Source organism: Rhodococcus sp. WB1 (assembly GCF_001700945.1).
GTDB lineage: Bacteria > Actinomycetota > Actinomycetes > Mycobacteriales > Mycobacteriaceae > Rhodococcus > Rhodococcus aetherivorans.
Genome location: NZ_CP015529.1, coordinates 1,567,225 through 1,589,295 on the forward strand (window position 1 = coordinate 1,567,225; position 22,071 = coordinate 1,589,295).

Annotated in this window: 20 protein-coding genes; 10 read left to right on the forward strand and 10 right to left on the reverse strand. The window is 71.6% G+C overall.

Annotation, left to right across the window (positions count from 1 at the left end; genetic code table 11):
* Positions 1 to 22: 22 nt before the first annotated feature.
* Positions 23 to 907, forward strand: a complete 885-nt coding sequence (locus tag A4U64_RS06890) for a sucrase ferredoxin (protein WP_185712872.1) — start codon at positions 23 to 25, stop codon at positions 905 to 907.
* Between the two features lie 60 nt (positions 908 to 967).
* On the opposite strand, the gene A4U64_RS06895 is transcribed toward A4U64_RS06890, so the two are convergent.
* From A4U64_RS06895 to A4U64_RS06915, 5 genes are read right to left on the reverse strand one after another with little or no spacing between them, the layout of a single operon-like run.
* Positions 968 to 2,956: an SDR family oxidoreductase gene (locus A4U64_RS06895; RefSeq protein WP_065922363.1), complete on the reverse strand. Its 1,989-nt coding sequence runs from the start codon at positions 2,954 to 2,956 to the stop codon at positions 968 to 970.
* A gap of 32 nt (positions 2,957 to 2,988) precedes the next feature.
* Positions 2,989 to 5,112 (reverse strand): MMPL family transporter, encoded by a 2,124-nt coding sequence (locus A4U64_RS06900; protein WP_006945823.1) that lies wholly within the window; start codon positions 5,110 to 5,112, stop codon positions 2,989 to 2,991.
* Positions 5,113 to 5,172: 60 nt separating this feature from the next.
* Positions 5,173 to 6,756, reverse strand: coding sequence for an ABC transporter permease (locus tag A4U64_RS06905; protein ID WP_231772665.1), 1,584 nt, complete (start codon positions 6,754 to 6,756; stop codon positions 5,173 to 5,175).
* Complete coding sequence (locus A4U64_RS06910) at positions 6,753 to 7,670, reverse strand: ABC transporter ATP-binding protein (protein ID WP_050035508.1); 918 nt, start codon at positions 7,668 to 7,670, stop codon at positions 6,753 to 6,755. Before A4U64_RS06910 ends, A4U64_RS06905 begins: the two co-directional genes overlap by 4 nt.
* A gap of 10 nt (positions 7,671 to 7,680) precedes the next feature.
* Complete coding sequence (locus tag A4U64_RS06915) at positions 7,681 to 9,222, reverse strand: multicopper oxidase family protein (RefSeq protein WP_050035507.1); 1,542 nt, start codon at positions 9,220 to 9,222, stop codon at positions 7,681 to 7,683.
* Between the two features lie 270 nt (positions 9,223 to 9,492).
* On the opposite strand from A4U64_RS06915, the gene A4U64_RS06920 reads away from it, so the two are divergent.
* Positions 9,493 to 10,089, forward strand: coding sequence for a dihydrofolate reductase family protein (locus tag A4U64_RS06920; protein WP_050035506.1), 597 nt, complete (start codon positions 9,493 to 9,495; stop codon positions 10,087 to 10,089).
* Between the two features lie 10 nt (positions 10,090 to 10,099).
* On the opposite strand, the gene A4U64_RS06925 is transcribed toward A4U64_RS06920, so the two are convergent.
* Positions 10,100 to 10,807 carry a ScbR family autoregulator-binding transcription factor gene (locus tag A4U64_RS06925; protein ID WP_065923427.1) on the reverse strand — a complete coding sequence of 236 codons (708 nt, stop codon included), beginning with the start codon at positions 10,805 to 10,807 and terminating at the stop codon, positions 10,100 to 10,102.
* Between the two features lie 391 nt (positions 10,808 to 11,198).
* Here A4U64_RS06925 and A4U64_RS06930 point away from each other — a divergent pair, with 391 nt between their 5' ends.
* The 7 genes from A4U64_RS06930 to A4U64_RS06960 all read left to right on the forward strand — a co-directional run bounded on the left by A4U64_RS06930 (position 11,199) and on the right by A4U64_RS06960 (position 18,875).
* Entirely contained in the window at positions 11,199 to 11,621 is a 423-nt protein-coding gene (locus tag A4U64_RS06930; RefSeq protein ID WP_029544759.1) for an ArsR/SmtB family transcription factor, read from the forward strand.
* Positions 11,618 to 12,667, forward strand: a complete 1,050-nt coding sequence (locus A4U64_RS06935; protein ID WP_050035505.1) for a cation diffusion facilitator family transporter — start codon at positions 11,618 to 11,620, stop codon at positions 12,665 to 12,667. Before A4U64_RS06930 ends, A4U64_RS06935 begins: the two co-directional genes overlap by 4 nt.
* 265 nt (positions 12,668 to 12,932) lie before the next feature.
* Positions 12,933 to 13,511, forward strand: coding sequence for a carboxymuconolactone decarboxylase family protein (locus A4U64_RS06940; protein ID WP_029544755.1), 579 nt, complete (start codon positions 12,933 to 12,935; stop codon positions 13,509 to 13,511).
* Positions 13,508 to 14,371 carry an RNA polymerase sigma-70 factor gene (locus A4U64_RS06945; protein WP_029544753.1) on the forward strand — a complete coding sequence of 288 codons (864 nt, stop codon included), beginning with the start codon at positions 13,508 to 13,510 and terminating at the stop codon, positions 14,369 to 14,371. Before A4U64_RS06940 ends, A4U64_RS06945 begins: the two co-directional genes overlap by 4 nt.
* Before the next feature lie 79 nt (positions 14,372 to 14,450).
* Entirely contained in the window at positions 14,451 to 17,711 is a 3,261-nt protein-coding gene (locus A4U64_RS06950; protein WP_065922364.1) for an error-prone DNA polymerase, read from the forward strand.
* Between the two features lie 11 nt (positions 17,712 to 17,722).
* On the forward strand, positions 17,723 to 18,574 hold the full coding sequence (locus tag A4U64_RS06955) for a DUF4349 domain-containing protein (RefSeq protein ID WP_006945844.1): 852 nt from the start codon (positions 17,723 to 17,725) through the stop codon (positions 18,572 to 18,574).
* Positions 18,567 to 18,875, forward strand: coding sequence for a rhodanese-like domain-containing protein (locus A4U64_RS06960; protein WP_006945846.1), 309 nt, complete (start codon positions 18,567 to 18,569; stop codon positions 18,873 to 18,875). The genes A4U64_RS06955 and A4U64_RS06960 overlap by 8 nt, the downstream gene beginning before the upstream one ends.
* A 22-nt stretch (positions 18,876 to 18,897) precedes the next feature.
* Here A4U64_RS06960 and A4U64_RS06965 read toward each other — a convergent pair whose 3' ends face one another.
* Together A4U64_RS06965 and A4U64_RS06970 are read right to left on the reverse strand one after the other, a co-directional pair.
* Positions 18,898 to 19,944: a DICT sensory domain-containing protein gene (locus tag A4U64_RS06965; protein ID WP_065922365.1), complete on the reverse strand. Its 1,047-nt coding sequence runs from the start codon at positions 19,942 to 19,944 to the stop codon at positions 18,898 to 18,900.
* A gap of 10 nt (positions 19,945 to 19,954) precedes the next feature.
* Positions 19,955 to 20,155, reverse strand: coding sequence for a hypothetical protein (locus A4U64_RS06970; RefSeq protein ID WP_029544747.1), 201 nt, complete (start codon positions 20,153 to 20,155; stop codon positions 19,955 to 19,957).
* 225 nt (positions 20,156 to 20,380) lie between these two features.
* On the opposite strand from A4U64_RS06970, the gene A4U64_RS06975 reads away from it, so the two are divergent.
* Positions 20,381 to 20,935, forward strand: a complete 555-nt coding sequence (locus A4U64_RS06975) for a sigma factor (RefSeq protein ID WP_084648607.1) — start codon at positions 20,381 to 20,383, stop codon at positions 20,933 to 20,935.
* A 4-nt stretch (positions 20,936 to 20,939) separates the two neighbouring features.
* Here A4U64_RS06975 and idi read toward each other — a convergent pair whose 3' ends face one another.
* Both idi and A4U64_RS06985 read right to left on the reverse strand, forming a co-directional pair.
* On the reverse strand, positions 20,940 to 21,461 hold the full coding sequence (gene idi / locus A4U64_RS06980) for an isopentenyl-diphosphate Delta-isomerase (RefSeq protein ID WP_044476485.1): 522 nt from the start codon (positions 21,459 to 21,461) through the stop codon (positions 20,940 to 20,942).
* A 125-nt stretch (positions 21,462 to 21,586) separates the two neighbouring features.
* Positions 21,587 to 22,051: a tRNA (cytidine(34)-2'-O)-methyltransferase gene (locus A4U64_RS06985; protein WP_050035501.1), complete on the reverse strand. Its 465-nt coding sequence runs from the start codon at positions 22,049 to 22,051 to the stop codon at positions 21,587 to 21,589.
* Between the last annotated feature and the right edge of the window lie 20 nt (positions 22,052 to 22,071).

Consider the following 22,071-nt stretch of genomic DNA (forward strand, 5'->3'; position numbering starts at 1 on the left):
CCCGAACGGACACAATGGGCGGGTGAGCCTTGCCTTTCCTCCTGCCTGCTCGGCGGCCTCCGCGCTGGACGAGCCCCTGCCCGGCACCGCGGCGACCGCCCCCGGCTGGGTGTGCCTCGAGATGCCGTCCGGCTGGGGGCGCGACGTCCTCGACGGCACCGCTCTCGGCCCCGGCCTCGCCGGCGAGATCTCGGCCGCGGCCGACGCCGCCGGAGTGCGGTTCCTGTTCGTCCGGCGGCCCGGTCGTGACACCGCCCGCCGCGGCGACGGCCGCACCGTGCTCCTGGCCCGCTCCGATCCGGGCGGCAGCTGGTGCGAGCGGCTGGAGGTCGGGGAGCCGAAGGAACTGCTCGACCTGATCCCGCGCATCGTCGCCGGCCCGGCGCCCGGCCTCGGCCGTGCGCAGGACCGGCCCGTCGCGCTGGTGTGCGCCCACGGCAAACGGGACCGGTGCTGTGCCGTGCTGGGGCGCCCCGTGGCGGCGGCGCTGGCTGCGGAGTTCGGCGACGACGTGTGGGAGTGTTCGCACACCGGCGGGCACCGCTTCGCCCCGTCGCTGATCCTGCTGCCCACGGGCTACACCTACGGCCGGCTCGACGTCGCGCAGAGCCGGGACGCCGTGGCGGCCGCCGCTCGCGGCGAGGTGTATCTGCCGGGGTTGCGGGGGCGCAGCAGCTGGTCCGCGGCCGGGCAGGTCGCCGAGATCGCGGTGCGGGGGCAGGTGCCCGCGGATGCGGACGCGCTCGTCGTCGACGAGGGCGACGCCGGAACGGTGGTGCGGCACCGCGACGGTCGCCGCTGGCGCGTGCAGGTCGAGACCCGGCAGTTGCCGCCGCGTCCGGTCAGCTGCGGCGCCGATCCGAAGCCGGTGCGACCGCTGATGGCGACGGAGACAACTGCGCTCTAGTGCGGTGTGTCCTTCGGGCGGCCGGGACCGCCCGAAGGACACACCGGCGGCGCAGCCGCCTCACCAGTGCACGCCGGGCAGTAGCCGGCCGATCCGGCGCAGCACCGCAGGGTTCGGCAGCACCGGACGGGGCAGCGCCCGCGGCTGCGGGGGTGCGTCGGCGGAGGCGCACTGCTCGCCGCGCGCGGCGGGCGCGTCGGGGTAGGCGTGGTAGTAGAGCGAGAACATCCGGTCCCGCAGGCCCGGCGCGAAGATGCCGCCGAGCTCGCCGAGGGTGCCGATCGGCACATCGATGCGTTTGGGCCGTTCGACGAGGGCCCGGACCACCATCCGCGCGGCGTCCTCCGGGCTGATCGCCGGACCCGGGTTGTACGCCCCGCTGGGTTCGATCATGGGGGTGCGCACGAGCGGCATGTGAATGGTGGTGAAAGTGATTCCGTCGTCCCGGGTTTCGGAGGCGGCGACGTCGGCGAACCCCTCGAGCGCGGACTTCGAGGCGATGTACGCGGCGTATCGCGGGGTGCGGGCCTGCACCCCGGCGGTGCTGATGTTCACGATGTGCCCGAACCGCCGTGCGCGCATGTGCGGCACCAGGGCCAGGGTCAACCGCACCGCACCGAAGTAGTTGACCGCCATGGTGCGTTCGAAGTCGTGCAGCCGGTCCGTCGAGTGGTACAGCCCGCGCCGGATGGAGCGTCCCGCGTTGTTGACGAGCATGTCGACGTGGTCGTGCTCGGCGAGGACCGCCTGCACGGTGCGTTCCACCGCCGCCGGGTCGGTGAGGTCACACGGATACGTGTACGCGCTGCCGCCGCCCGCGCGGATCGCGGCGACGACCGCGTCGAGTGCCTCGGCGCGACGGGCGAGGGCGAAGACCACGGCACCCTCGCGGGCCGCGGCGATCGCGCTCGCCCGTCCGATCCCCGAGGAGGCACCGGTGATCAGCACGTGCCGTCCCACGAGCGGTCCACGCGGATCGTCGCGGCGGGCACGGCCGGGGTCGAGGTGCTCGCGCCAGTAGCGCCACAGCACGGGGGCGTAGCCGGCGAACTCGGGCAGCGTGATGCCGCTGCCGCGCAGGGCTTCCCGGGTGCTGCGGTCGGCGAACCGGCTCGGGAAGGTCAGCTGGCCGAACACGACCGGTGGGATGCCCGTCCGTCGCAGTGCGAGGCGTCGGGCGGTCTTCAGGCCGGGAAGCGCGGTGATCGACAACAGCGGACGTGCCAGCGCGCCGGGCACGCCGGCGACGGGAACGGGGGCCCCGGCCGCGGCGGCCAGCGCCGCGAACACCTCGCGGACCGGTTGCGGGCGGGAGACGAGGTGGAAGGTGCGCCCGTCCAGTCCGGGACGATGCATCAGTTCGACGATCGCGGCCGCGACGTAGTCGACCGGCACCAGGTTGGTGTCGCCGAGGTCGGGCAGGACCAGCGGCAGCCGCGACGGCAGCGCCGCCAGCGCGGCCAGGGCGGGAAAGAAGTAGTAGGGGCCGTCGATCTTGTCGATCTCGCCGGTGGTGGAGCTGCCCACGATCGCGGACGGCCGGTAGATGCGCCGGCGCACCCGGCTCGCCCGGACCGCCTTCTCGGCCTCGAACTTGGTGCGGTGGTAGGGCGACGGGAAGTGCTGGCCCAGGTCGAGGTCGTCCTCGGCGAACGTGCCGCGGTGATCACCGGCGACGGCCACGGACGAGACGTGGTGCAGGGTCGCGCCCAGCTTCTCCGCGAGGGCGATCACCGCGCGGGTGCCCGCCACGTTCGTGGTGGCCTGCTCCTCTCCGGCGGTGAGGTCGTAGATGGCGCCGAGGTGCAGGACGTGCTCGGCCGGCGGAATCGTCGCGGCCTCGAGTCCGAGTCCCGGCTCGGTGAGATCGCCGAGCAGCGGGTGCAGCCGGGTCCCACCCTCCAGGCGCGCGGAGAGGGCCTCGAACTTCGGCAGCGACGCCGGCCGGACCAGCACATGGACGTCGGCGTCCGGGTGGGTCGCGAGCAGTCGCCCGAGCACGTGCGTGCCGAGGAAGCCGGTGCCGCCCGTGACGAGGTACGTGGCCATGGCCCGAACCTACTGCAAGGTAAGAACGGATTCTAGTGTCCGATGCCGACCTTCGCGTGCACCCGCTTCATCCACGCCGGCGCCCACCAGTTCGCCTCGCCCATCAGCTTGACCAGCGACGGCACCAGCAGCATCCGCACCACCGTCGCGTCGATGATCAGCGCGAGGATCATCCCCACACCCAGGAACCGCATGATCGACAGGCCCGAGATCGTGAAGGCGCCGGTCACCACGATCAGCAGCAGCGCCGCCGAGGTCACCACCCGGCCGGTGCGTTCGGTGCCGAACCGCACCGCCTCCTCCGTGCTCGCCCCGGCGGCCCGTGCCTCCACCATGCGCGACATGAGGAACACCTCGTAGTCGGTGGACAGGCCGAACACCACCGCCAGGATCAGCACCACGAAGCTCGGCTCCAGCGGGCTGGGGGTCACGCCGAGCAACTCCGCTCCGTTCCCGAGCTGGAACACCCAGGTGAGCACGCCGAACGTGGCCGCCAGGCTCAGGCCCGCCATCGCCACCGCCTTGAGCGGCAGCACCACGGACCCGAATGCCAGGAACAGCAGCACGAGGGTCGAGAGCACCATGATCGCGATCATTGCCGGCATCGACCGCGCTATCGCGGCGTTGCTGTCGTCGACCATCGCCCGGCCGCCACCGACGAGCAGGTCGGTGCCCGGCGGGGGCGGCAGATCCCGCAGTTCCCGGACGATCTCGCCGGCCCGCGGCGTCTCCTCCACGCCCTGTGCGTACAGCGCCTGCAGCACCACGACGTCGTTCCGCGAGGCGACGGTGACGGTCTGCGCGACGCCGTCCACGTCCGCCGCCGCGCGGGACACCGACGTGACCACGGCCGGGGCGGGCCCGGAGCCCTCGTCACCCCTCAGCACGAGCGTGACGCCGTTGCCGGTGGAGGGGAATTCGTCGAGCAGCGTCTGGGTGGCGGCACGCGCCGGGTCGCCCGCCGGCAAGGCCGTGTACTCGATCTCCCCGAAGGAGGCGCGCAACAGCGGCGTGGCGAGCAGCAGCAGGCCGGCGGTGATGGTCACCGCGACCAGCGCCGGCCGGCGCATCACCTTCGTCACCACCGCCCCCCAGAAGCGCCGGGCCCGGGCCTCGCCCCGCCGCGCGGCGCCCTCCCGCCACGTCAGTGCGTTGATGCGGTGCCCGAGTATCGCCAGCAGCGCGGGGATCGCGGTGAGTGAGAGCACCGCCGCGCTGAGCACCGCGGCGATCGCGCCGAGGCCCAGCGAGCGCAGCAGCGCCTGCGGGAAGACGAGCATTCCGGCGAACGCGCACATCAGCAGCAGCCCCGAGAACAGCACCGTGCGGCCCGCGGTGAGCACGGTGCGACGGGTCGCGGTCGCCGGGTCGGCACCCGAGTCGAGTTCCTCCCGGAAGCGGCTGACGATGAACAGCCCGTAGTCGATCGCCAGGCCCAGCCCGATGAGGGACGTGACGTTCAGCGCGAAGGAGCTCACGTCGGTGTACATCGTGAGCAGGCGCAGCGTGGCGAGGGCACTGAGGACGGCGAGGACCCCGACGAACACCGGGACCGCCGCCGCGACGAGACCGCCGAAGATGAACACCAGCAGCACCAGCGTCACCGGCAGCGCAATCGCCTCCGCGAACAACAGGTCGCGCTCGAGCCGGGTGGTGAATGCGACGCCGACGACCGAGTTCCCCGCGAACTGCGCGTCGACGCCGGGGACCTCGAGCTTCGGCAGCAGGCCCTGGAACGTGGTGACGGTGATCTCCGAGCCGGGCTCGAGGGTGACGGCCGCCGCCGCGCTGCCGCCGTCCTTCGCCAGCAGCAGCTGCTTCGCCGGCGGCGCGGCCGACCAGTAGGAGTCGACCGCATGGGTGGGAACCTCGGCGGCGAACCGGTCGAGCACCGCGGTCACCTCGGGTCCGATGTCGGCGACGGTGCGCCCGGGCGGCGGGGTGTAGATCGCGATGATGTCGGCGGTCTGCGGACCGAAGTTGTCGTCCACGATGCGCTGCACCTCGGCCGATTCGCTGCCGGGGTCGTAGAACCCGCCCTGCGAGAGCCGGCCGAACACCCCGGTGCCCCAGACCCCGGCGAGCACGACGACGAGGACGGCCAAGCCGAGCACCCACCAGCGCCGGTCGACGACGAATGTGGACCAACGGTTCATGTGGTGTGCTCCGTTCGCGGTGACGACCCGATGCTCCGCGACTGTAGTGGCGTCCGGTCCTCAGCCGACGTCCCGGCGCCGGAACCCCGCGAACCCCGCCGCGACGAACAGCGCGGCCACGGCGGTGAGCACGGCGAACCCGAGCCACTGCGGCGGCGCCGCCGTCACCACCGGCACGTGCCGGAACGGACTGATCCCCAGGATCCAGTTCCACAACCGGAACAGCGGCCCCAGGATCGTCAGCGCGAATGCGGCGACCACACCGAGCCAGCCGAGCATCCGCGCCTGGGGCCGGGCGCCGATCACCGCGACCGCCAGCCCGACCAGCACCCACACCGCCGGAATCGTCACGAGCGCCTGCCGGATCAGATCCCCGGCCGGAATCTGTCCACCCCGCGCCGACGAGACGTACGCGAACAGCGTCGCGCCCACGAGCAGCGCCGCCGCGGGGGCGAGCAGCGCGATCCCGGCGTGCGACGCGAAGTACCGGGTCCGGGTCAGCGCCCCGGCCAGCACCGGTTCGACCCGCAGCGCCAGTTCCTCGGCGCGCAGCCGCATCATCACCTGGACCCCGAACACCGCGGCGACGATGCCCATCAGCTGCAGCATCGTCACCACGAAACCGAACACGAGCGAGCCGCGGCCGCTCCCGAGCAACGATCCGAGCGCCGGATTGTCGGCGAAGACATCGGCGAACGTGGTGGACATGAATCCGAACACCACCCCGAGCGCCACGAACACCGTCGCCCACGCAGCGAGCGCACCGCGGTGCAGCCGCAGCGCCAGGCCCCACACGCTCGTCCCCGCGCCGCCCTCCGCAGGCCCGGGTGACGGCGCGATCACGCCGACTCCGAAGTCCCGTCGCGCCTGTACGACGAACGCGACCAGCAGCAGCACCGCCGTCAGCGTCAGGCAGGCCGCCAGCGGCCACCAGTCGTTTCCCGACGCGGGACGGACCTGCTGCACCCAGCCGAGCGGGGTCGTCCAGATCGCCCATCCGTCCGGAGTGGTCACGTCGACGTAGGCGCGGATCAGCAGGCAGGCTCCGAGGATCCCGATCGCGAGGGTATTGGCAGTGGGGGCGTAGGAGCCGAGCTGGGCGGTGACCGCCGCGAGGGCGCCGAACACCAGCCCGGACGCGGTGAACGTCGCGGCCAGCGTGATCGAGTTGGCGACACCGCCGCCGACGAGGATCGTCGCGCCCGCGCAGACGACACCGAGCGCGACGGAGGCCAGCGCCGCCCAGGCGACGGCCGTCGCCAGCCGGGCCTGGCGGCCGACGACGCCGGAGGCGATGAGCTCGGCCTGGCCCGAATCCTCGTGCGCGCGGCTGTTGCGGGTGACGGCCAGGATCGCCATCAGGGCCGCGAAGAACGCGCCGAGCGCCCCGGCCCGCCACGCGTTGAACCCGTCCGCGTACGTCAGGTCGCGAGCCGGACCGAACACGACCCGCAGAGCCGGGTTCGCGCCGAGCGTGGCATCGAGGGTGCGCCGGCTCGACGCGTCCGGGAACACCCAGCCGTAGGCGAGGACCGACGACACCGACAGCGCCGTGATGAGAACGATCCACGGCGCGACGTTGCCGCGGTCCTGCTCGGCGGTGGCCCGCAGCAGCGGCCGCATCCCCGTCAACGATGCCGTCACGTCGGGGCCTGCCCGTCCCGGCCGTGCCGGTGATAGTGCCGCAGGAACAGCTCCTCGAGCGACGGCGGCGAGACGGTGACGCTGCGGATGTCGTAGCGGCCCAGCGCGGCGAGCACCGGGCCGGCGCGGCCGTGCTCGACCGCGCAGTGCACGCGCGGGCCGTCGATCCGCACGTCGTGGATCCCGGGCAGCGCCGTCAGCGCCGTCGGGTCGGCCACGGGCGCGGCGAGGACCGCGTCGATCGTGGACCGCAGGTCCGCGCGCATGTCCTCGAGGGTGCCGGTCTCGACGACCCGGCCGTCGCGGATGATGCTCATCCGGTCGGCGAGCGCCTCGACCTCGCTGAGAATGTGACTCGACAGCAGCACCGTCCGCCCGCGCTGCTTCTCCCGGGCGATCTCGTCGTGGAACACCGCGGACATGAGCGGATCGAGCCCCGCGGTCGGCTCGTCGAGCAGCAACAACTCCACGTCCGAGGCCAGCGCCGCGACGAGCGCGACCTTCTGCCGGTTGCCCTTCGAATAGGTGCGGCCGCGCTTGGTCGGATCGAGTTCGAACCGGTCGAGCAGGTCCGCGCGGCGGCGCCGGTCGAGCCCGCCGCGTAACCGGCCGAGCAGGTCGACGGCCTCGCCGCCGGTCATGCCGGGCCACAGGCTCACGTCGCCGGGCACGTAGGCGAGCCGCCGGTGCAGGCTCACCACGTCGCGCCAGGGGTCGCCGCCGAGCAGTTCGACGTGCCCGGCGTCCGGGCGGAGCAGTCCCAGCAGGACCCGCAGCGTGGTGGACTTGCCGGCGCCGTTGGGGCCGAGGAAGCCGTGCACCTCGCCGGTGGCGACCTCGAGATCGAGGTCGTCGAGCGCGGTGAATCGTCCGAATCGCTTGACCAGTCCCTCGATCCGGATCGCGGACGTCATGGGACGCACGCTACTCGTGGACTGCGGTGTGGGCGGCCGGTTCGTGCGGCACGTTCGGCTCCTCGCCCGGGGCAACGACGACGAACTGTCCCATCATGCCGTTGTCCTCGTGCCGGAGCAGGTGACAGTGGTACATGTACGGCGTCGCCGGGCCGGGGCGGCCGGCGAACCGCATCAGCAGCCGGACGGTGTGCCCCGGCGCGATGTATACGGTGTCCTTCGGGCCGGACAGCGCGGGATGGCCGTCGCCGAGGACGCGGAAGCTCGTGCCGTGGATGTGGAAGTTGTGGATCGCGCCGCTGCTGTTGCGGACCTCCCACACCTCCGTGGCGCCGGCGGCGACGGTGTGGTCGAGGCGCGCCATGTCCATTTCGCGGCCGTCGATGGTGCCGGAGCCGGTGAGATCGATGCGTCGCGTGACGGTGGGTGTGCCGAGATCCTCGGGGGTGGTCGGTTCCCCGGGCACCGGCGCGCTGGGCGCGAGGGTCCGCGCGGCACGCAGTTCGAGGACGTCGAACTCGTCGTCACCGCCGGAGAACCGGGTCTGCCAGAAGTCCGCGCCCAGGTCCGGCGCCGTGCTGCGGAGCACGGTCGTCGTGCCCGCGGGCAACGCGACGACGATCTCGGCGCGCTCGCCGGGGGAGAGCTGGATGCGGCGCATCGGCGCCGGACGTTCGAGCAGGCCGCCGTCGGTGCCGATGAGCAGGAACGGCAGGCCGGCGTCGAAGGAGAAGTTGTAGACGCGGGCGTTGGAGGCGTTCAGCAGCCGCAGTCGGATCCGCTCGGTGGCGACGTCGAGGTAGGGCCGCGGGGTGCCGTTGACGACGATCTCGTCGCCGAGGAGACCGACGGCGGCGAACATCGGCCCACCGGTGTCGAGCTGGTCGCCGTCGAACCGCTTGTCCTGCACCACGAGTGGGATGTCGTCGATCCCGTATCGATCGGGGAGGGACGGGCCGCCGGCCGGGTCGTCGAGCAGGAACATCCCGGCGACCCCGCGGTAGACGTGGTCGGCGGTGGCGCCGTGCGGGTGCGGGTGATACCACAGCGTTGCGGCGGGCTGGTCGATCGTCCACTGCGGACTCCACGTCGCCCCCGGGGCGATCGGCTGGTGCGGGCCGCCGTCCATCGCGGCCGGCAGGTGCATGCCGTGCCAGTGCAGGGTGCCGGTCTCGCCGAGATCGTTGGTGACGTTCACCCGCACCTGCTCGCCGCGCCCGGCACGCAGCGTCGGCCCGAGGTACGACCCGTTGACACCCCAGGTCCGGGTACCGGGACCGCGACCGATGTCCGTGGTGCCGCGCTGCATGGTCAGATCGAACACGCGGACCCCGTCGGGCGTGACCGTGCTGTCCGCGAGCGGTGGGATGTTCAGCGGACGGTCGAAGGTGACCTGCCCGGTGGTGTCGACCACCGTCGAGTTCCAGGCGTGCACGACGACGCCGGCAGCGATCGCGGTGACGAGGACGATCACGGCGACGACGGCGCCGGACAGTTGCAGCAGTACCCGCTTCACGAGATCGATACTGCTGGGGCGGGCGCGGCGGCACATCCGGGCGCACACCGGAAATCGGAATGGGGGACAACCCCGAAGGGGACCGGCGCGCCTGGGTACTCGGCGGACCGAACGGGAGGTTCCTGCGACGAGCGGGCGGTTGCCGGGCGTGCTACTCGGCCGATGCCGCGGGAACCGCCTTCTCGTCGCGAGTTCCTCCCGGTTCGAGGCCGAAGGTGCGCACGAGGGACGGGAGAGGCGATGATTTCGGGGTGACGCGATGGTCTGTATCGCTGTACACCCCGTCGAGGAACAGGAGCGAGTCTCGTGCGCATCGTGGTCAGTGAGTTCATGAGCCTGGACGGCGTCGTGCAGGCGCCGGGTGGACCGGAGGAGGACACCGACGGGGGCTTCGCCCACGGCGGCTGGTCGTTCCCGTTCTTCGACGAGGAGGTGATGGGGGCGGCCATCGACGAGGCGATGGGCCGTACCGGGGCACTGCTGTTCGGGCGGCGCACGTGGCAGACGATGGCCGCGGCGTGGCCCGATCGGGCCGGCGACCCGTTCGCGGATCGGATGAACGCCGTCCCGAAGTACGTCGTGTCCCGGACGTTGCGGGACGCGGATCTGACGTGGAACAACACCACGCTGATCCCCGGCGATGAGGTCGTCGCAGCCGTGCGGAAGCTGCACGAGACCGACGGCGGCGACCTGATGGTCATGGGAAGCCCCACTCTCGTCCGGACCCTGCTCCACGAAGGGCTGGTCGACGAGCTGCGGCTCATGATCGAGCCGGTGATCCTCGGCGGCGGAAAGTCCATCTTCCCGGGCGACGGTGTGCAGCGCACGCTCGCGCTGGTCTCCACGGTCACCAGCGGGACGGGCGTGCACGTCTGCACCTACCGCCCCGTCGCCGACGGGTAGGAGAAAAGCGTCAGCGTGCTGTGCGGATCACCGGGATCCGGTCGTGCCGGTCGGCACGGACGATGCCGGGCAGCAACAGCTCCCACATCTGGTCGAGGCGGACCTCGAGGTCCGCGCGGCCGGCGAGGACCATCGACAGGAGATTCACCCCGGCGACGGCGGAGACGAGGAACCGGGCGTGCGCTGTCGGGTTCAGTCGGGTGCTCAGCTCGCCTTCGGCTGCGGCGCGTCGGAACAGGCTCTCGAACACTGTGATCCAGCCTCGGTACGCCTCGGGATCGGCGCGTTCGTATTCGCCGGTCAGCCGCAATCCGGCCTGGACGATCAGGTCCTCGGTGAACAACCGGCCCAGCGCATGGGTGAGCGCGACCAGCTGCTCGAGCGCCGGGGCGTCGGTGTGCAGGACCGCGCCGATCGTGGCGAGGGTGCGCTGTTCCTGTTCGGTGATCAACGCCTGGACCAAGGCGTCCTTGGTGGGGAAGTGGAAGGTCAGTGCGCCCTTGGTCACTTCGGCCGAGGCTGCGGCCTCTGCCAGGGCCGTGCCGTGGATGCCGTTGTCGGCGAACAACTGCGCGGCGGCGAGGAGGATCTGTTGTCGTGTCCGGATCGCGCGCTGCTGGGCCGGGCGCCCGGCAGGGGAAGCCGCGGCCGGCTCGTTCGCGTCGGCCGGGGCCGCTGCCGATTCGACGGTCGGTGCACCGACGGAGTCCCGGGGCATCACCACTCCTCGCTTCGTTGTCCGCCCCCACAGCATGCGTGACCTAGGTGCGGACGGGGGTGTTCCGTTCGGGCCGGCCCCCCGAGCCTGCCCGAACGGAACCTCACCCTCCGCTCCCTGCGGTGCAACCAGAGGCCCGTCCGTGCCGCGGCGCACGCCACGTCCCGGAGGTCTGTCCCTGGAGGCGCTCTCAGCGTACCATCGAAAAACCAATCGTCCGGTTTCGTTAGTGCATCTGCGTCGGTGGGCGGTCGACCTCGTGATCGGCGCCCTCGGTGCTGGTCGGTCTCGATCTGTCGGCGCCCGTTGATGTCCGCTTGTGCAGGGTAGTTGTCAAGAGGCGTCTTGCGCTTCCGTGGAGTCCATCACCCGTATTGGATATTATCTGCGTATGAATGCAGATAATGATTCATGTCGGCGGCGGTTGCCGAGCGATCAGGTCGATCTCGTGGTCGAGGTCTTCCGTATGCTGGCCGATTCCACTCGAGTCCAGGTGTTGTGGGCGTTGGTGGATCGAGAGTTGTCGGTCAACGACCTTGCCGAGCATGTGGGGAAGCCCGCCCCGTCGGTGTCGCAACATCTGGCGAAGCTGCGGATGGCGCGGCTGGTGCGCACTCGGAAGGAGGGCACCCAGGTGATTTACCGGTTGGAGAACGATCACGTCCGCCAACTGGTGACCGACGCGGTGTTCAATGCCGAGCATGCCGGGCCCGGCGTTCCCGGTCATCACCGCACCGGCGACGATCTGCGGATTCTGCATGCCGAGCGAGGCGTCGATCCCGCACCGGCACGCACGGAAGGTGGCCGAGCATGAGCCACGCGCCGAAACCGCCAACTCACACCCACAGCCACACCCACGGTCGTGGGCATGGGCACGAACGCGGTGGCCGGTGGGGTGCCGCGGTGCGGGAGGTGTTCGCTCCGCACAGTCACGACGCGGCGGACAGTGTCGACGACGCGCTCGAGTCCAGCGAAATCGGTATCCGGGCGGTCAAGATCAGCCTGGTCGCGCTGGTTGTCACCGCGGTCGCGCAGTTGGCTGTCGTCGCCGTCTCCGGGTCGGTCGCGCTGTTCGCGGACACGGTGCACAACTTCTCCGACGCGTTGACGGCGATTCCGCTGTGGATCGCGTTCGCGCTCGGCCGCCGGGCCGCCACCCGTCGCTACACCTACGGGTTCGGGCGGGCCGAGGACCTGGCCGGGCTGTTCGTGGTCGCGATGATCACCCTGTCCGCGGTGGTCGCCGGGGTCGAGGCGGTGCGTCGGCTGATCAACCCCGTCCCGATCCAGCAACTCGGATGGGTCGCCCTGGCCGGGCTCGTCGGATTCGTCGGCAACGAACTCGTCGCGCTCTACCGCATTCGCGTCGGCCGCCGGATCGGCTCCGCCGCTCTGGTCGCCGACGGGCTGCATGCTCGCACCGACGGTTTCACCTCCCTTGCCGTGTTGCTCGGCGCCGGCGGCGTGGCCCTCGGGTTCCCGCTGGCCGACCCGATCGTCGGACTGGTCATCACCGTCGCGATCCTCGTGGTCCTGCGCACCGCGGTGCGGGATGTGTTCCGGCGGTTGATGGACGGGATCGATCCCGAACTCGTCGATGCCGCCGAAAGATCGTTGTCCGAAGAGCCCGGCGTGCGCAGCGTGCGCAGTGTGCGGATGCGGTGGATCGGGCACCGGTTGCATGCCGACGTCGAACTCGACATCGATGCCGACACGAGCCTGGCCGACGCGCACCGGTTGGCGCACGAGGCCGAACACACCCTCACCCATGCGGTGCCGAAACTGTCCACTGCGCTCGTCCACGCCTATCCGGCGCACAACCCCGTCGCCGCCGGCAAGTCCTCACCGCATCGGCGGTGACGGACCACCCAGGGAACAAGCGGTGGGGTTCGGCGGCTTCCTTCGGCGAGTCCTCGACGGCCTGGCGGCCCTGTCCGGCGCGAACCCGGGCGATGAGGTGCTCGATGGTGTCCTCTTCGCGGTGGTTCGATCGGCTTGCCGCCGGCCGCGTGCATATTCGTCCTCCTCGGTTCGGCCGCCCGCGGCAACGATTTCCGGCTCGGATGTCACATTCGATTCGTGGCCGGTGTCTCCATGCCGAGAGCACATAACCGAAGGAGGAATCATGACCAGCAGCACCAGGATCCCGAAGGCGGAGCTGACCGGCATCTACGGCGCGCTCGTCAAGCGGATGTCCCGAAGGATGCTCGGCGACGTGCCCGAGGCGGTGGGGGTGATGTGGCACAACCGGAAAGTGCTGAACTTCAGCTTCGGGGTCGGTCGCCGGATTCAGAAGTGGGACCGGTGTGACGAGAACCTGAAGTCGTTCGCCCACATGGCGGTGGCCAGCCTGGTCGGATGCAGCTTCTGTCTGGACCTCGGCTACTTCCATGCCCACAACAAGGGGCTGGACGTGGCGAAGGCGCGTGAGGTGCCGCGGTGGCGCGAGTCGGATGTCTTCACGCCGCTGGAGCGCGACGTCATGGAGTACGCCGAGGCGATGACGCAGACCCCGCCGACGGTCACCGACGAGTTGTCGGCCCGGCTGCTGGAGGCGCTCGGTCCGGCCGCGATGGTGGAGCTGACCGCGTACATCGCGCTGACGAACTTCATGACCCGCTCCAACACTGCACTCGGCATCGAGTCGCAGGGGTTTTCCGCCGCCTGCAACCTCGCGCCGCTCGCCGTAGCGTCGAAGGCATGACCGACGACCCGTTCGTCGCCCACCGCAACCTGCTCTTCACCGTCGCCTACGAGATGCTCGGCTCTGCTGCCGACGCCGAGGACGTCGTCCAGGAGACGTGGCTGCGGTGGGCCGACGTGGACCGGACGGAGGTGCGGGACGCACGGGCCTATCTGGTCCGGATCGTCACTCGGCTGGCGCTCAACCGGCTGCGGGCACTGGCGCGGCAACGCGAGGAGTACGTCGGGGAATGGCTGCCCGAGCCGCTGCTCACCAGTCCCGATGTGGCCGAGGACGCCGAGCTCGCCGAGAGCGTCTCGATCGCGATGCTCACCGTGCTGGAGACCCTCGGTCCGGTCGAGCGGGCAGTGTTCGTGCTGCGTGAGGTGTTCGATACGCCGTACGACGAGATCGCCGAGGTGGTGGGTAAGACCCCGGCCGCGGTCCGGCAGATCGCGCACCGTGCCCGCCGGCATGTCACGGCGCGGCGGCCGCGGATGCGGGTGGACCCGGCCGAGCAGCTGGCAGTCGTCGAGACGTTCATGACTGCCCTCTCGACGGGGGACATGCAGGCTCTGATGGAGGTGCTCGCCCCGGACGTGGTGGCGATCGCCGACGGCGGCGGGGTGGTGCCGGCTGCCCGGAAGCCGATCGCCGGAGCCGAGAAACTGGCGGCGTTGCTGATCCGCTTGGCCAAGGCCCCGGGCTTCGTGGCGGCCGGCACCTGGCTCAACGGGATGCCGGGCGCACGATTCGAGGTCGAGGGCGCTGCCGCTGCAGTGAGTCTGGTGGTCGAGGGCGGCCGGATCACCCGCCTCTACGCGATCAACAACCCACACAAACTGGGGCGGCTGGAGACGTCGGCGGAACTGCGGCGGTGACCGTCGTCCGCGGGTGGTCGGCCGGCCAATCGAACATATGTACGATGAGCGCAGGAGGTCGACCCGAAGGCGGTGACGGATGGGGTGGGGGAGTGGCCCGCCGACCTGGTCGGAGCTCGAACGCGTGCTGTCGGGCCGGCCCCGGCGCGACGCGGAGTTCCCCGGTGACGGCAGCGACAGTCCCGCCTGGTCGCGCACCCGGGGGGAGTACGAACCGCGTGTCCGGCCGCCCGACGGGCCTACCGTGCCCTACGCCGAACTGCACGCCCACTCGGCGTTCAGCTTCCTCGACGGCGCTTCCGGCCCCGAGGAATTCGTGGAGGAGGCGGTGCGTCTCGGCCTCGAAGCCGTTGCGCTCACCGATCACGACGGCCTCTACGGCGTCGTGCGCTTCGCCGAGGCCGCCCGCGAGCTGGGGATGCGTACCGTGTTCGGTGCCGAGCTCTCCCTCGATGCCGGATCGGCGGACGAGACGCACCTGCTGGTCCTTGCGCGGGGGCAGGAGGGGTATCGGCGGTTGTCCCGCGAGATTGCCGCCGCGCACCTGGCGGGCGGGGAGAAGGGCAGGCCCCGCTACGACTACGACGCGCTCACCGGTGCGGCCGGCGGGCACTGGCAGATTCTCACCGGCTGCCGCCGCGGACACGTCCGCCGGGCACTCGAGGTCGGGGGGCCCGAGGCGGCGGGGACGGCACTGCGCGACCTCGTCGAGCGCTTCGGCGCCGATCGTGTCACGGTCGAGCTCACTCACCACGGCCTCCCCGAGGACGACGAGCGCAACGCGCTGCTCGCGGAACTTGCCGACAATCAAGGCCTTTCGTGTATCGCCAGCACGGCGGCCCACTACGCCACGCCGCACCGCCGGCGTCTGGCGACGGCTCTGGCCGCCATCCACGACCGGCAGAGTCTCGACGAGGCCGCGGGGCGGCTCCTCCCGACCGGTGGCGCCCACCTGCGTTCCGGCGCCGAGATGGCACGACTGTTCGCCGCCCACCCCGGCGCCGTCCGTCGTGCCGCCGAACTCGCCCGCGACTGTGCCTTCGACCTGCGGCTCATCGCCCCGAACCTGCCCCCGTTCGACGTACCCGAGGGGCACACCGAACTCAGCCGGCTGCGCGAACTCGCCCTGAGCGGGGCGCGGCACCGCTACGGCGCCCCCGAGGACAACCCGGCGGCCTACCGGCAGATCGAGCACGAACTCGACGTCATCGGCCGGCTGAACTTCCCCGGCTACTTCCTCGTGGTGCACGACATCGTCACCTTCTGCAAGGACAACGACATCCTCTGCCAGGGGCGAGGTTCGGCCGCCAACTCCGCCGTCTGCTACGCCATCGGCATCACCAACGTCGACCCGGTCCGCAACGAGCTGCTCTTCGAACGATTCCTCTCCCCGGAGCGCGACGGCCCCCCCGACATCGACATCGACATCGAATCCGACCGCCGCGAGGAAGCCATCCAGCACGTCTACGCCAAGTACGGGCGCATGCACGCCGCCCAGGTCGCCAACGTCGTCACCTACCGCGGCAAGTCCGCCGTCCGCGACATGGCGCGGGCCCTCGGCTATGCGCAGGGCCAGCAGGACGCCTGGAGCCGGCAGGTCACCCGGTGGCACGGCGTGGAACAGGAGACCGACACCGACATCCCCCCGCCCGTCCTCGAGCTCGCCGCCCAGGTCGAGGGCCTGCCGCGCCATCTCGGCATCCACTCCGGCGGGATGGTGATCTGCGACCGTCCCGTCGCCGACGTGTGCCCCGTCGAATGGGCCCGCATGGCGGGCCGCACCGTGCTGCAGTGGGACAAGGACGACTGCGCGGCCGCGGGACTGGTCAAGTTCGACCTGCTCGGACTGGGCATGCTCTCCGCGCTGCACTACATGATCGACCTCGTCGCCGAGCACGAGGGGATCACGGTGGATCTCGCTCGTCTCGACCTCGCCGAGGAGGGGGTGTACGAGATGCTGCGCCGTGCCGACGCCGTCGGGGTGTTCCAGGTCGAGTCCCGCGCGCAGATGGCCACCCTCCCGCGCCTGAAGCCGCGCGTCTTCTACGACCTGGTGGTCGAGGTGGCGCTCATCCGGCCCGGTCCCATCCAGGGCGGGTCCGTGCACCCGTACATCCGGCGCCGCAACGGGCTCGAGCCCGTCACCTACGACCACCCCTGCCTCGAGAAGGCCCTGAAACGCACCCTCGGGGTCCCGCTGTTCCAGGAACAGCTGATGCAGATGGCTGTCGACGCCGCCGGGTTCACGGCCGCCGAGGCCGACCGGTTACGGCGCGCGATGGGGGCCAAGCGTTCCACCGCGAAGATGGAACGGCTGCGCGGCCGGCTCTACGACGGCATGCGCGAGCGGCACGGCATCACCGGCGACGTTGCCGACCGCATCTACGAGAAGCTCTATGCCTTCGCAAATTTCGGTTTCCCCGAAAGTCATTCGCAGAGTTTCGCCGCCCTGGTGTTCTATTCCGCATGGTTCAAGCTGCATCATCCGGCGGCGTTCTGCGCGGGCCTGCTGCGCGCGCAGCCGATGGGGTTCTACTCGCCGCAGTCCCTCGTCGCCGACGCCCGCCGTCACGGTGTCGTGGTCCACGGGCCCGACGTGAACGTGGGCCTCGCCCACGCCACCACCGAGAACCGGGGCCGGGAGGTGCGTCTCGGCCTCGGCGCGGTCCGCCACCTCGGTGACGCGCTCGCCGAACGGATCGTCGCCGAGCGCACGGCGCACGGCCCGTACACGTCGTTCCCGGACCTGTCCCGGCGCGTCGAGCTGAGCACCGCCCAGGCCGAGGCCCTCGCCACGGCCGGCGCCCTCGGGTGCTTCGGCATCACCCGCCGGGAGGCGCTGTGGTCGGCGAGCGCCGCAGCGGCGCAGCGGCCCGACCGGCTACCCGGCGTCGGCGCTTCGACGCAGGCCCCCGCGCTGCCCGGCATGAGCGATGTCGAACTGTCCGCCGCGGACGTGTGGGCGACGGGAGTCTCCCCGGACAGCTACCCCACCCAGTTCCTGCGGCCGCAGCTCGACGCGCTCGGCGTCGTGCCGGCGGCGCGGCTGCTGCAGGTCCCCGACGGGGCCCGGGTGCTCGTGGGCGGCGCGGTCACGCACCGGCAGCGTCCCGCGACCGCCGAGGGCGTGACGTTCCTCAATCTCGAGGACGAGACCGGGATGGTGAACGTGGTGTGCTCCGTCGGCTTGTGGGCGCGGTACCGCACGCTCGCGCACACCGCACCGGCGCTGCTCGTGCGCGGGCGGGTGCAGAACGCGGAGGGAGCGGTGACGGTGGTGGCGGACCGGTTGCAGCGCATGGATCTGCGCATCATCGGAAAGTCCCGCGACTTCCGTTAGCATCCTGCGGCATGCGACGCCCCCTGGTGCTCCTGCTCGCCCTGCTCGCGTGGTTCCTGGCCGGATGCGCCGGAGGCGGCGAGGGGCCGGCTGACGGTGGGCCAGGTGACGGGGCGCCGCCGCAGCCCTCCCTGTCCGACGGCACCCGCGAATCCGCGCCCGCGGACGCGCAGGCCACCGCGCGCAAGGAGATCGTCACCGGGCACCTGGTTCTGCGTGCCGACGATCCGATCGCGGCCGGACGACAGGTGGTGACGCTCGTCGAGGCCGCGGGCGGCCGGGTGGATTCGGTCACCGAGCAGCCGGGCGCCGGCAGCATGCTGACCGTCCGGGTGCCGGCGGACCGGCTCACCGGAACGATCGAGGACATCCGCGGTCTCGGCGAGGTGACCAGCCTGACGACCACCCGCGAGGACGTCACGCTCCAGTACACCGATCTCGAGGCGCGGATCGCGGCCCTGCAGTCGTCGGTGGACCGGCTGCGCGCACTGATGGCCTCGGCCGCGAGCACCGCCGACCTCATCGAGGCCGAGAACGCGCTGGCGCAGCGCCAGGGCGAACTCGACGGCCTCGTCGCCCAGCAGCGCTACCTCGCCGACCAGATCGAGCTGTCCACCCTGACCGTGGACATCTCGGCAGAGCGCCGCGCGGACCGGGACAGCTTCTGGGACGGAGTCCTCGCCGGATGGGACGCGTTGCGCTCGGCGCTGGCCGGGTCGGTGGTCGCTTTGGGGGTGGCGCTACCGTGGGTGGGGTTTCTCGCCGTGTGCGCGGCCGTCGTCTACGTGGTAGTCCGGCTCCTCGCACGGCGCGGCAAACCGGAACCAGCCCCGAACCCGGAGAGGAACGACCAGGATGCGTGAGGTCGGCCTGGCCGCATTGGACACCGCGCTCGCCGCCGGTGCACCCGTCATCGACGTCCGTGAGCGCGACGAGTACCTGCAGGTGCGGGTGCCCGGCGTGACGCTCATCCCGCTCAGCGAGTTCGTCGCCCGCGCCGACGAGATCCCGGACGCCGACACCGTCTATGTGATCTGTGCGGTCGGAGGGCGCAGTTCGCAGGCGGCCAGCTATCTCGCCGGACGCGGCATCAACGCCGTGTCGGTGGCCGGCGGCACCGTGGCGTGGCAGCAGTCCGGCCGCGACATCGAAGCCGGGGTCTGACCGGCCGTCGCCCCGGAGGCGGTCACCCGGTCCCGCGCCGAGCGGCGGGGGAGGGGCCGCGTCGCAGGATCGAGCGGGCGCAGCGCACCACGGTCGGACGGTCGTAGGACACGACGTAGTCGAACTCACGGTCCCCGGCGGGATGCCGATGGTGGGTGCTCACCGCGGAGAGCACGCCCGCGAAGTGGGCCCCGAGGACCACGACGTTCCACTCCTCGGCCAGCGGGTCCGCCGGGTCGAGGGGCGTGTGGACGACGCCGGACTCCACACCGGCCTTCATTCCCACTGCATAGGCGCCGGCGTGGGCGACGCCCCCGGCCATGCCCGACCAGCGGGATCGGGTGGAGGCGCAGAAGTGGTCGAGGTGCCGGAACGTGCCGAGCACCAGGGTGTCCGGACCGGCGGTGGCGGCGTGAGCTTCCAGGGTGGCGGTCATCCGGGCCAGCAGATGCTCGGTGCTGCGCACCGGGACGCGGCCGGACGCCACGGTGGCGTAGGGGGTCGGCGTCTCCACGTCGGGTGTGCTCCACGTCGGGCTCGGCGGGAAACGCTCGGCGGGCTCGGCTCGCAGCGCCGGCGGATACAGCCGGCCGAGGCCGTGGGTGGCCCCGAGTTCGAGTGCCCGCCGCCGGTGCCGGAGTGAGTCGACCCCGTCGGCCACCAGGACGGCGCCCGTACGTTCGACGTGCGCGGCCACGGCATGGAGAGTGGGCGCGACGTCGCTGTCCGCCCGCCGCGTCAGCATCCCGGACGCGAGGATCACGATCTCCGGTTCGAGCAGCGCGAGCAGCGCCGAGGCCCGCGGATCGGCCCCCACCTCGTCGACCGCCACGAGCCGCCCGGCGCGGCGGGATTCGGCGGCCGCGCGCACGGCGTGGCCGAGGGCGTCGCGCGCGCCGGAGTCCGGTCCGAGGTGGACGGGGACGAGTACGGAGACGTCGGCGGCCGGAACCGCGCGGTGGGGCGGCCGGCGGCGGGGGGACGGCCCGGACGCGCGTACCAGTGATGCCGCGAGCAGTCCGTCGTCGAGGCGCCGGATCGGTACTTCGACGGCGTCGAGCGTTTCCACCTCGTCGCCGTCAGATCGCGGCGGCGACGACCGCCACCGCACCTGCGACGATGGCCGTGAGGGCGACGGCCAGCAGCGCGGAGCCGGCCACCGCCACGGCGGCGAGCGCACCCACGACCGTGACGCCGCCGGCGAGGATCATGCCTGCGTGCGGGCCGTCGAGCAGCGCCGAGGGGCCCTTCGGGCGGTGGGGGATCCGTGGTGCCGTCATCTCTGTTCTCCGAGTCGTTCGCCCGACAGCCGGTCGGCGAGCGTGTCGCCGGGTGTACCGGAGCGGTGCGAGTCCCGAGCATCCCCGTCGCCGGTGTCGAGCCCGACGCAGGAAGATCACGGAAGTGTAACGATGTATAACGAATTGATACGAAGTCCGATCTTCCTGCAACGCAAGGAAAAACGAACCCGGCGACGGGAGGGTGCGATGTCTACAGTCGTTCGTATGACTGCGACGACGGGCTCGCCGACGCCCCCGAAGCGCGCGCCGGACGCGGGGACCGAGGGGTCCGGCCCGGTCGGGGACGACCGCCTCCGGCCCCTCCTGGTCCGGGTCGCGGGAAAGGACCGTGCCGCCTTCGCGGCGCTCTACGACCTCACCGTCGCACAGGTGCACGGCATCGTCCTCCGAGTCGTGCGCGGCGGCACCGACGCCGAGGACGTCACCCGCGATGTGTTCGAGCAGGTGTGGCACACGGCCGACCGCTATGCCCCACAGGTCGGGTCCCCCCTGGCCTGGCTGTCGGCGCTCGCGCACCGCCGGGCCGCCGACCGGATCCGCTCACGGGCCGGCCGGCCGCACGCCGGGGTCCCGGCCGCGGCCGAGGCGACGCCGCCCGGGTGCGGGCACGGTGAGCCGCTGTATCTCGCCTACTACGAGGGAATGACCTGCGGGCAGATCGCCGAGCGCCTCGATCTGCCCGTCGCGACGGTCCGGGCCCGCATCCGGGCCGGTGTGGCCCGGATGCGGGCCACCGCCACGGACGTGCCCGCCGGCTGACGGCCTATCGGGTCAGCGCCGGCAGCACCGCGCCGAGGACATGCGGCATCCAGGGCGCGAACACCTGCGGGGTCTGTTCCACCTCGCGTACCACCTCGGCCAGGGACTGGAACCGCACCTCGGCCACTTCGCTCGGAACGGGACGAGGAGCCGTGGTGACGCGTCCGACGACCACGTGGTCGAACTCGTGCTCCATCAGCGACGAGTCCGGATCGTGGGCGGAGTAGACGACCGAGGCCACCTCCTGCAGGTCCGACGGGCGCACGCCCAGTTCGTCCCAGCTGCGCCGGGCCGCGGCGTCGAGCACGCTCTCGCCCGGCAGCGGATGTCCGCAGCAGCTGTTGGCCCACAGGCCGGCGAAGTGGTACTTGTCCAGGCTTCTGCGCTGCAGCAGCACGTTGTCGTCGGCATCGAGCAGGAATGCCGAGAATGCGCGATGCAGCGGGGCCGGGGGGCGGTGCGCCGCCACCTTCTCGGCCGTCCCGACTTCCCGACCGTCGCGGTCGACCAGCACGACTAGAGTCACGACGTCTCACCTCCCCGTTCCACGTTCCCACAGTTGCGGCGTTTCCCCACGACGAGGCTCCGCACGCGGCGTCGGTGGGCATTCGGAGCGGCCACCGGAGTGGATGGGTTCGCTGCCGGACCGGCTCAGACCGCGCCCGCGAAGCCGTGCTGGCGCCACGCCTCGTACGTGACCACCGCCGCCGCGTTCGACAGGTTCAGCGAGCGCCGGCCCGGCAGCATCGGAATCCGCACCGTGGCGGTGACGTGCGGGTCGGCGAGCACCTCGTCGGACAGTCCGGTCGGTTCCGGCCCGAAGAGGAACACGTCACCGGGCCGGTACTCGAGCGCGGCGTACGACACGCTCGCGTGCGCGGTGAACGCGTATACCCGCTCCGGCCGCAGCGCGGCCCAGGCGGCCTCGAGGTTCTTGTGCACGGACACCGACGCCAGATCGTGGTAGTCCAGGCCGGCGCGCCGCAACTTGGGTTCGGAGAGATCGAATCCGAGCGGCTCCACCAGATGCAGCTCGCATCCGGTCCCGGCGACCATGCGGATCGCATTGCCTGTGTTGGGCGGGATACACGGCTCGTGGAACATCACTCGGAACACCGATCCAGCTTGCCAGTCGG

Coding starts and splice junctions, on each gene's coding strand:
- A4U64_RS06895 (WP_065922363.1), bottom strand. CDS start 2,956: ATGGCCACGTACCTCGTCACGGGCGGCACCGGCTTCCTCGGCACGCAC.
- A4U64_RS06900 (WP_006945823.1), bottom strand. CDS start 5,112: ATGAACCGTTGGTCCACATTCGTCGTCGACCGGCGCTGGTGGGTGCTC.
- A4U64_RS06910 (WP_050035508.1), bottom strand. CDS start 7,670: ATGACGTCCGCGATCCGGATCGAGGGACTGGTCAAGCGATTCGGACGA.
- A4U64_RS06915 (WP_050035507.1), bottom strand. CDS start 9,222: ATGTGCCGCCGCGCCCGCCCCAGCAGTATCGATCTCGTGAAGCGGGTA.
- A4U64_RS06925 (WP_065923427.1), bottom strand. CDS start 10,807: ATGCCCCGGGACTCCGTCGGTGCACCGACCGTCGAATCGGCAGCGGCC.
- A4U64_RS06930 (WP_029544759.1), top strand. CDS start 11,199: ATGAATGCAGATAATGATTCATGTCGGCGGCGGTTGCCGAGCGATCAG.
- A4U64_RS06935 (WP_050035505.1), top strand. CDS start 11,618: ATGAGCCACGCGCCGAAACCGCCAACTCACACCCACAGCCACACCCAC.
- A4U64_RS06940 (WP_029544755.1), top strand. CDS start 12,933: ATGACCAGCAGCACCAGGATCCCGAAGGCGGAGCTGACCGGCATCTAC.
- A4U64_RS06945 (WP_029544753.1), top strand. CDS start 13,508: ATGACCGACGACCCGTTCGTCGCCCACCGCAACCTGCTCTTCACCGTC.
- A4U64_RS06950 (WP_065922364.1), top strand. CDS start 14,451: ATGGGGTGGGGGAGTGGCCCGCCGACCTGGTCGGAGCTCGAACGCGTG.
- A4U64_RS06955 (WP_006945844.1), top strand. CDS start 17,723: ATGCGACGCCCCCTGGTGCTCCTGCTCGCCCTGCTCGCGTGGTTCCTG.
- A4U64_RS06960 (WP_006945846.1), top strand. CDS start 18,567: ATGCGTGAGGTCGGCCTGGCCGCATTGGACACCGCGCTCGCCGCCGGT.
- A4U64_RS06970 (WP_029544747.1), bottom strand. CDS start 20,155: ATGACGGCACCACGGATCCCCCACCGCCCGAAGGGCCCCTCGGCGCTG.
- A4U64_RS06975 (WP_084648607.1), top strand. CDS start 20,381: ATGACTGCGACGACGGGCTCGCCGACGCCCCCGAAGCGCGCGCCGGAC.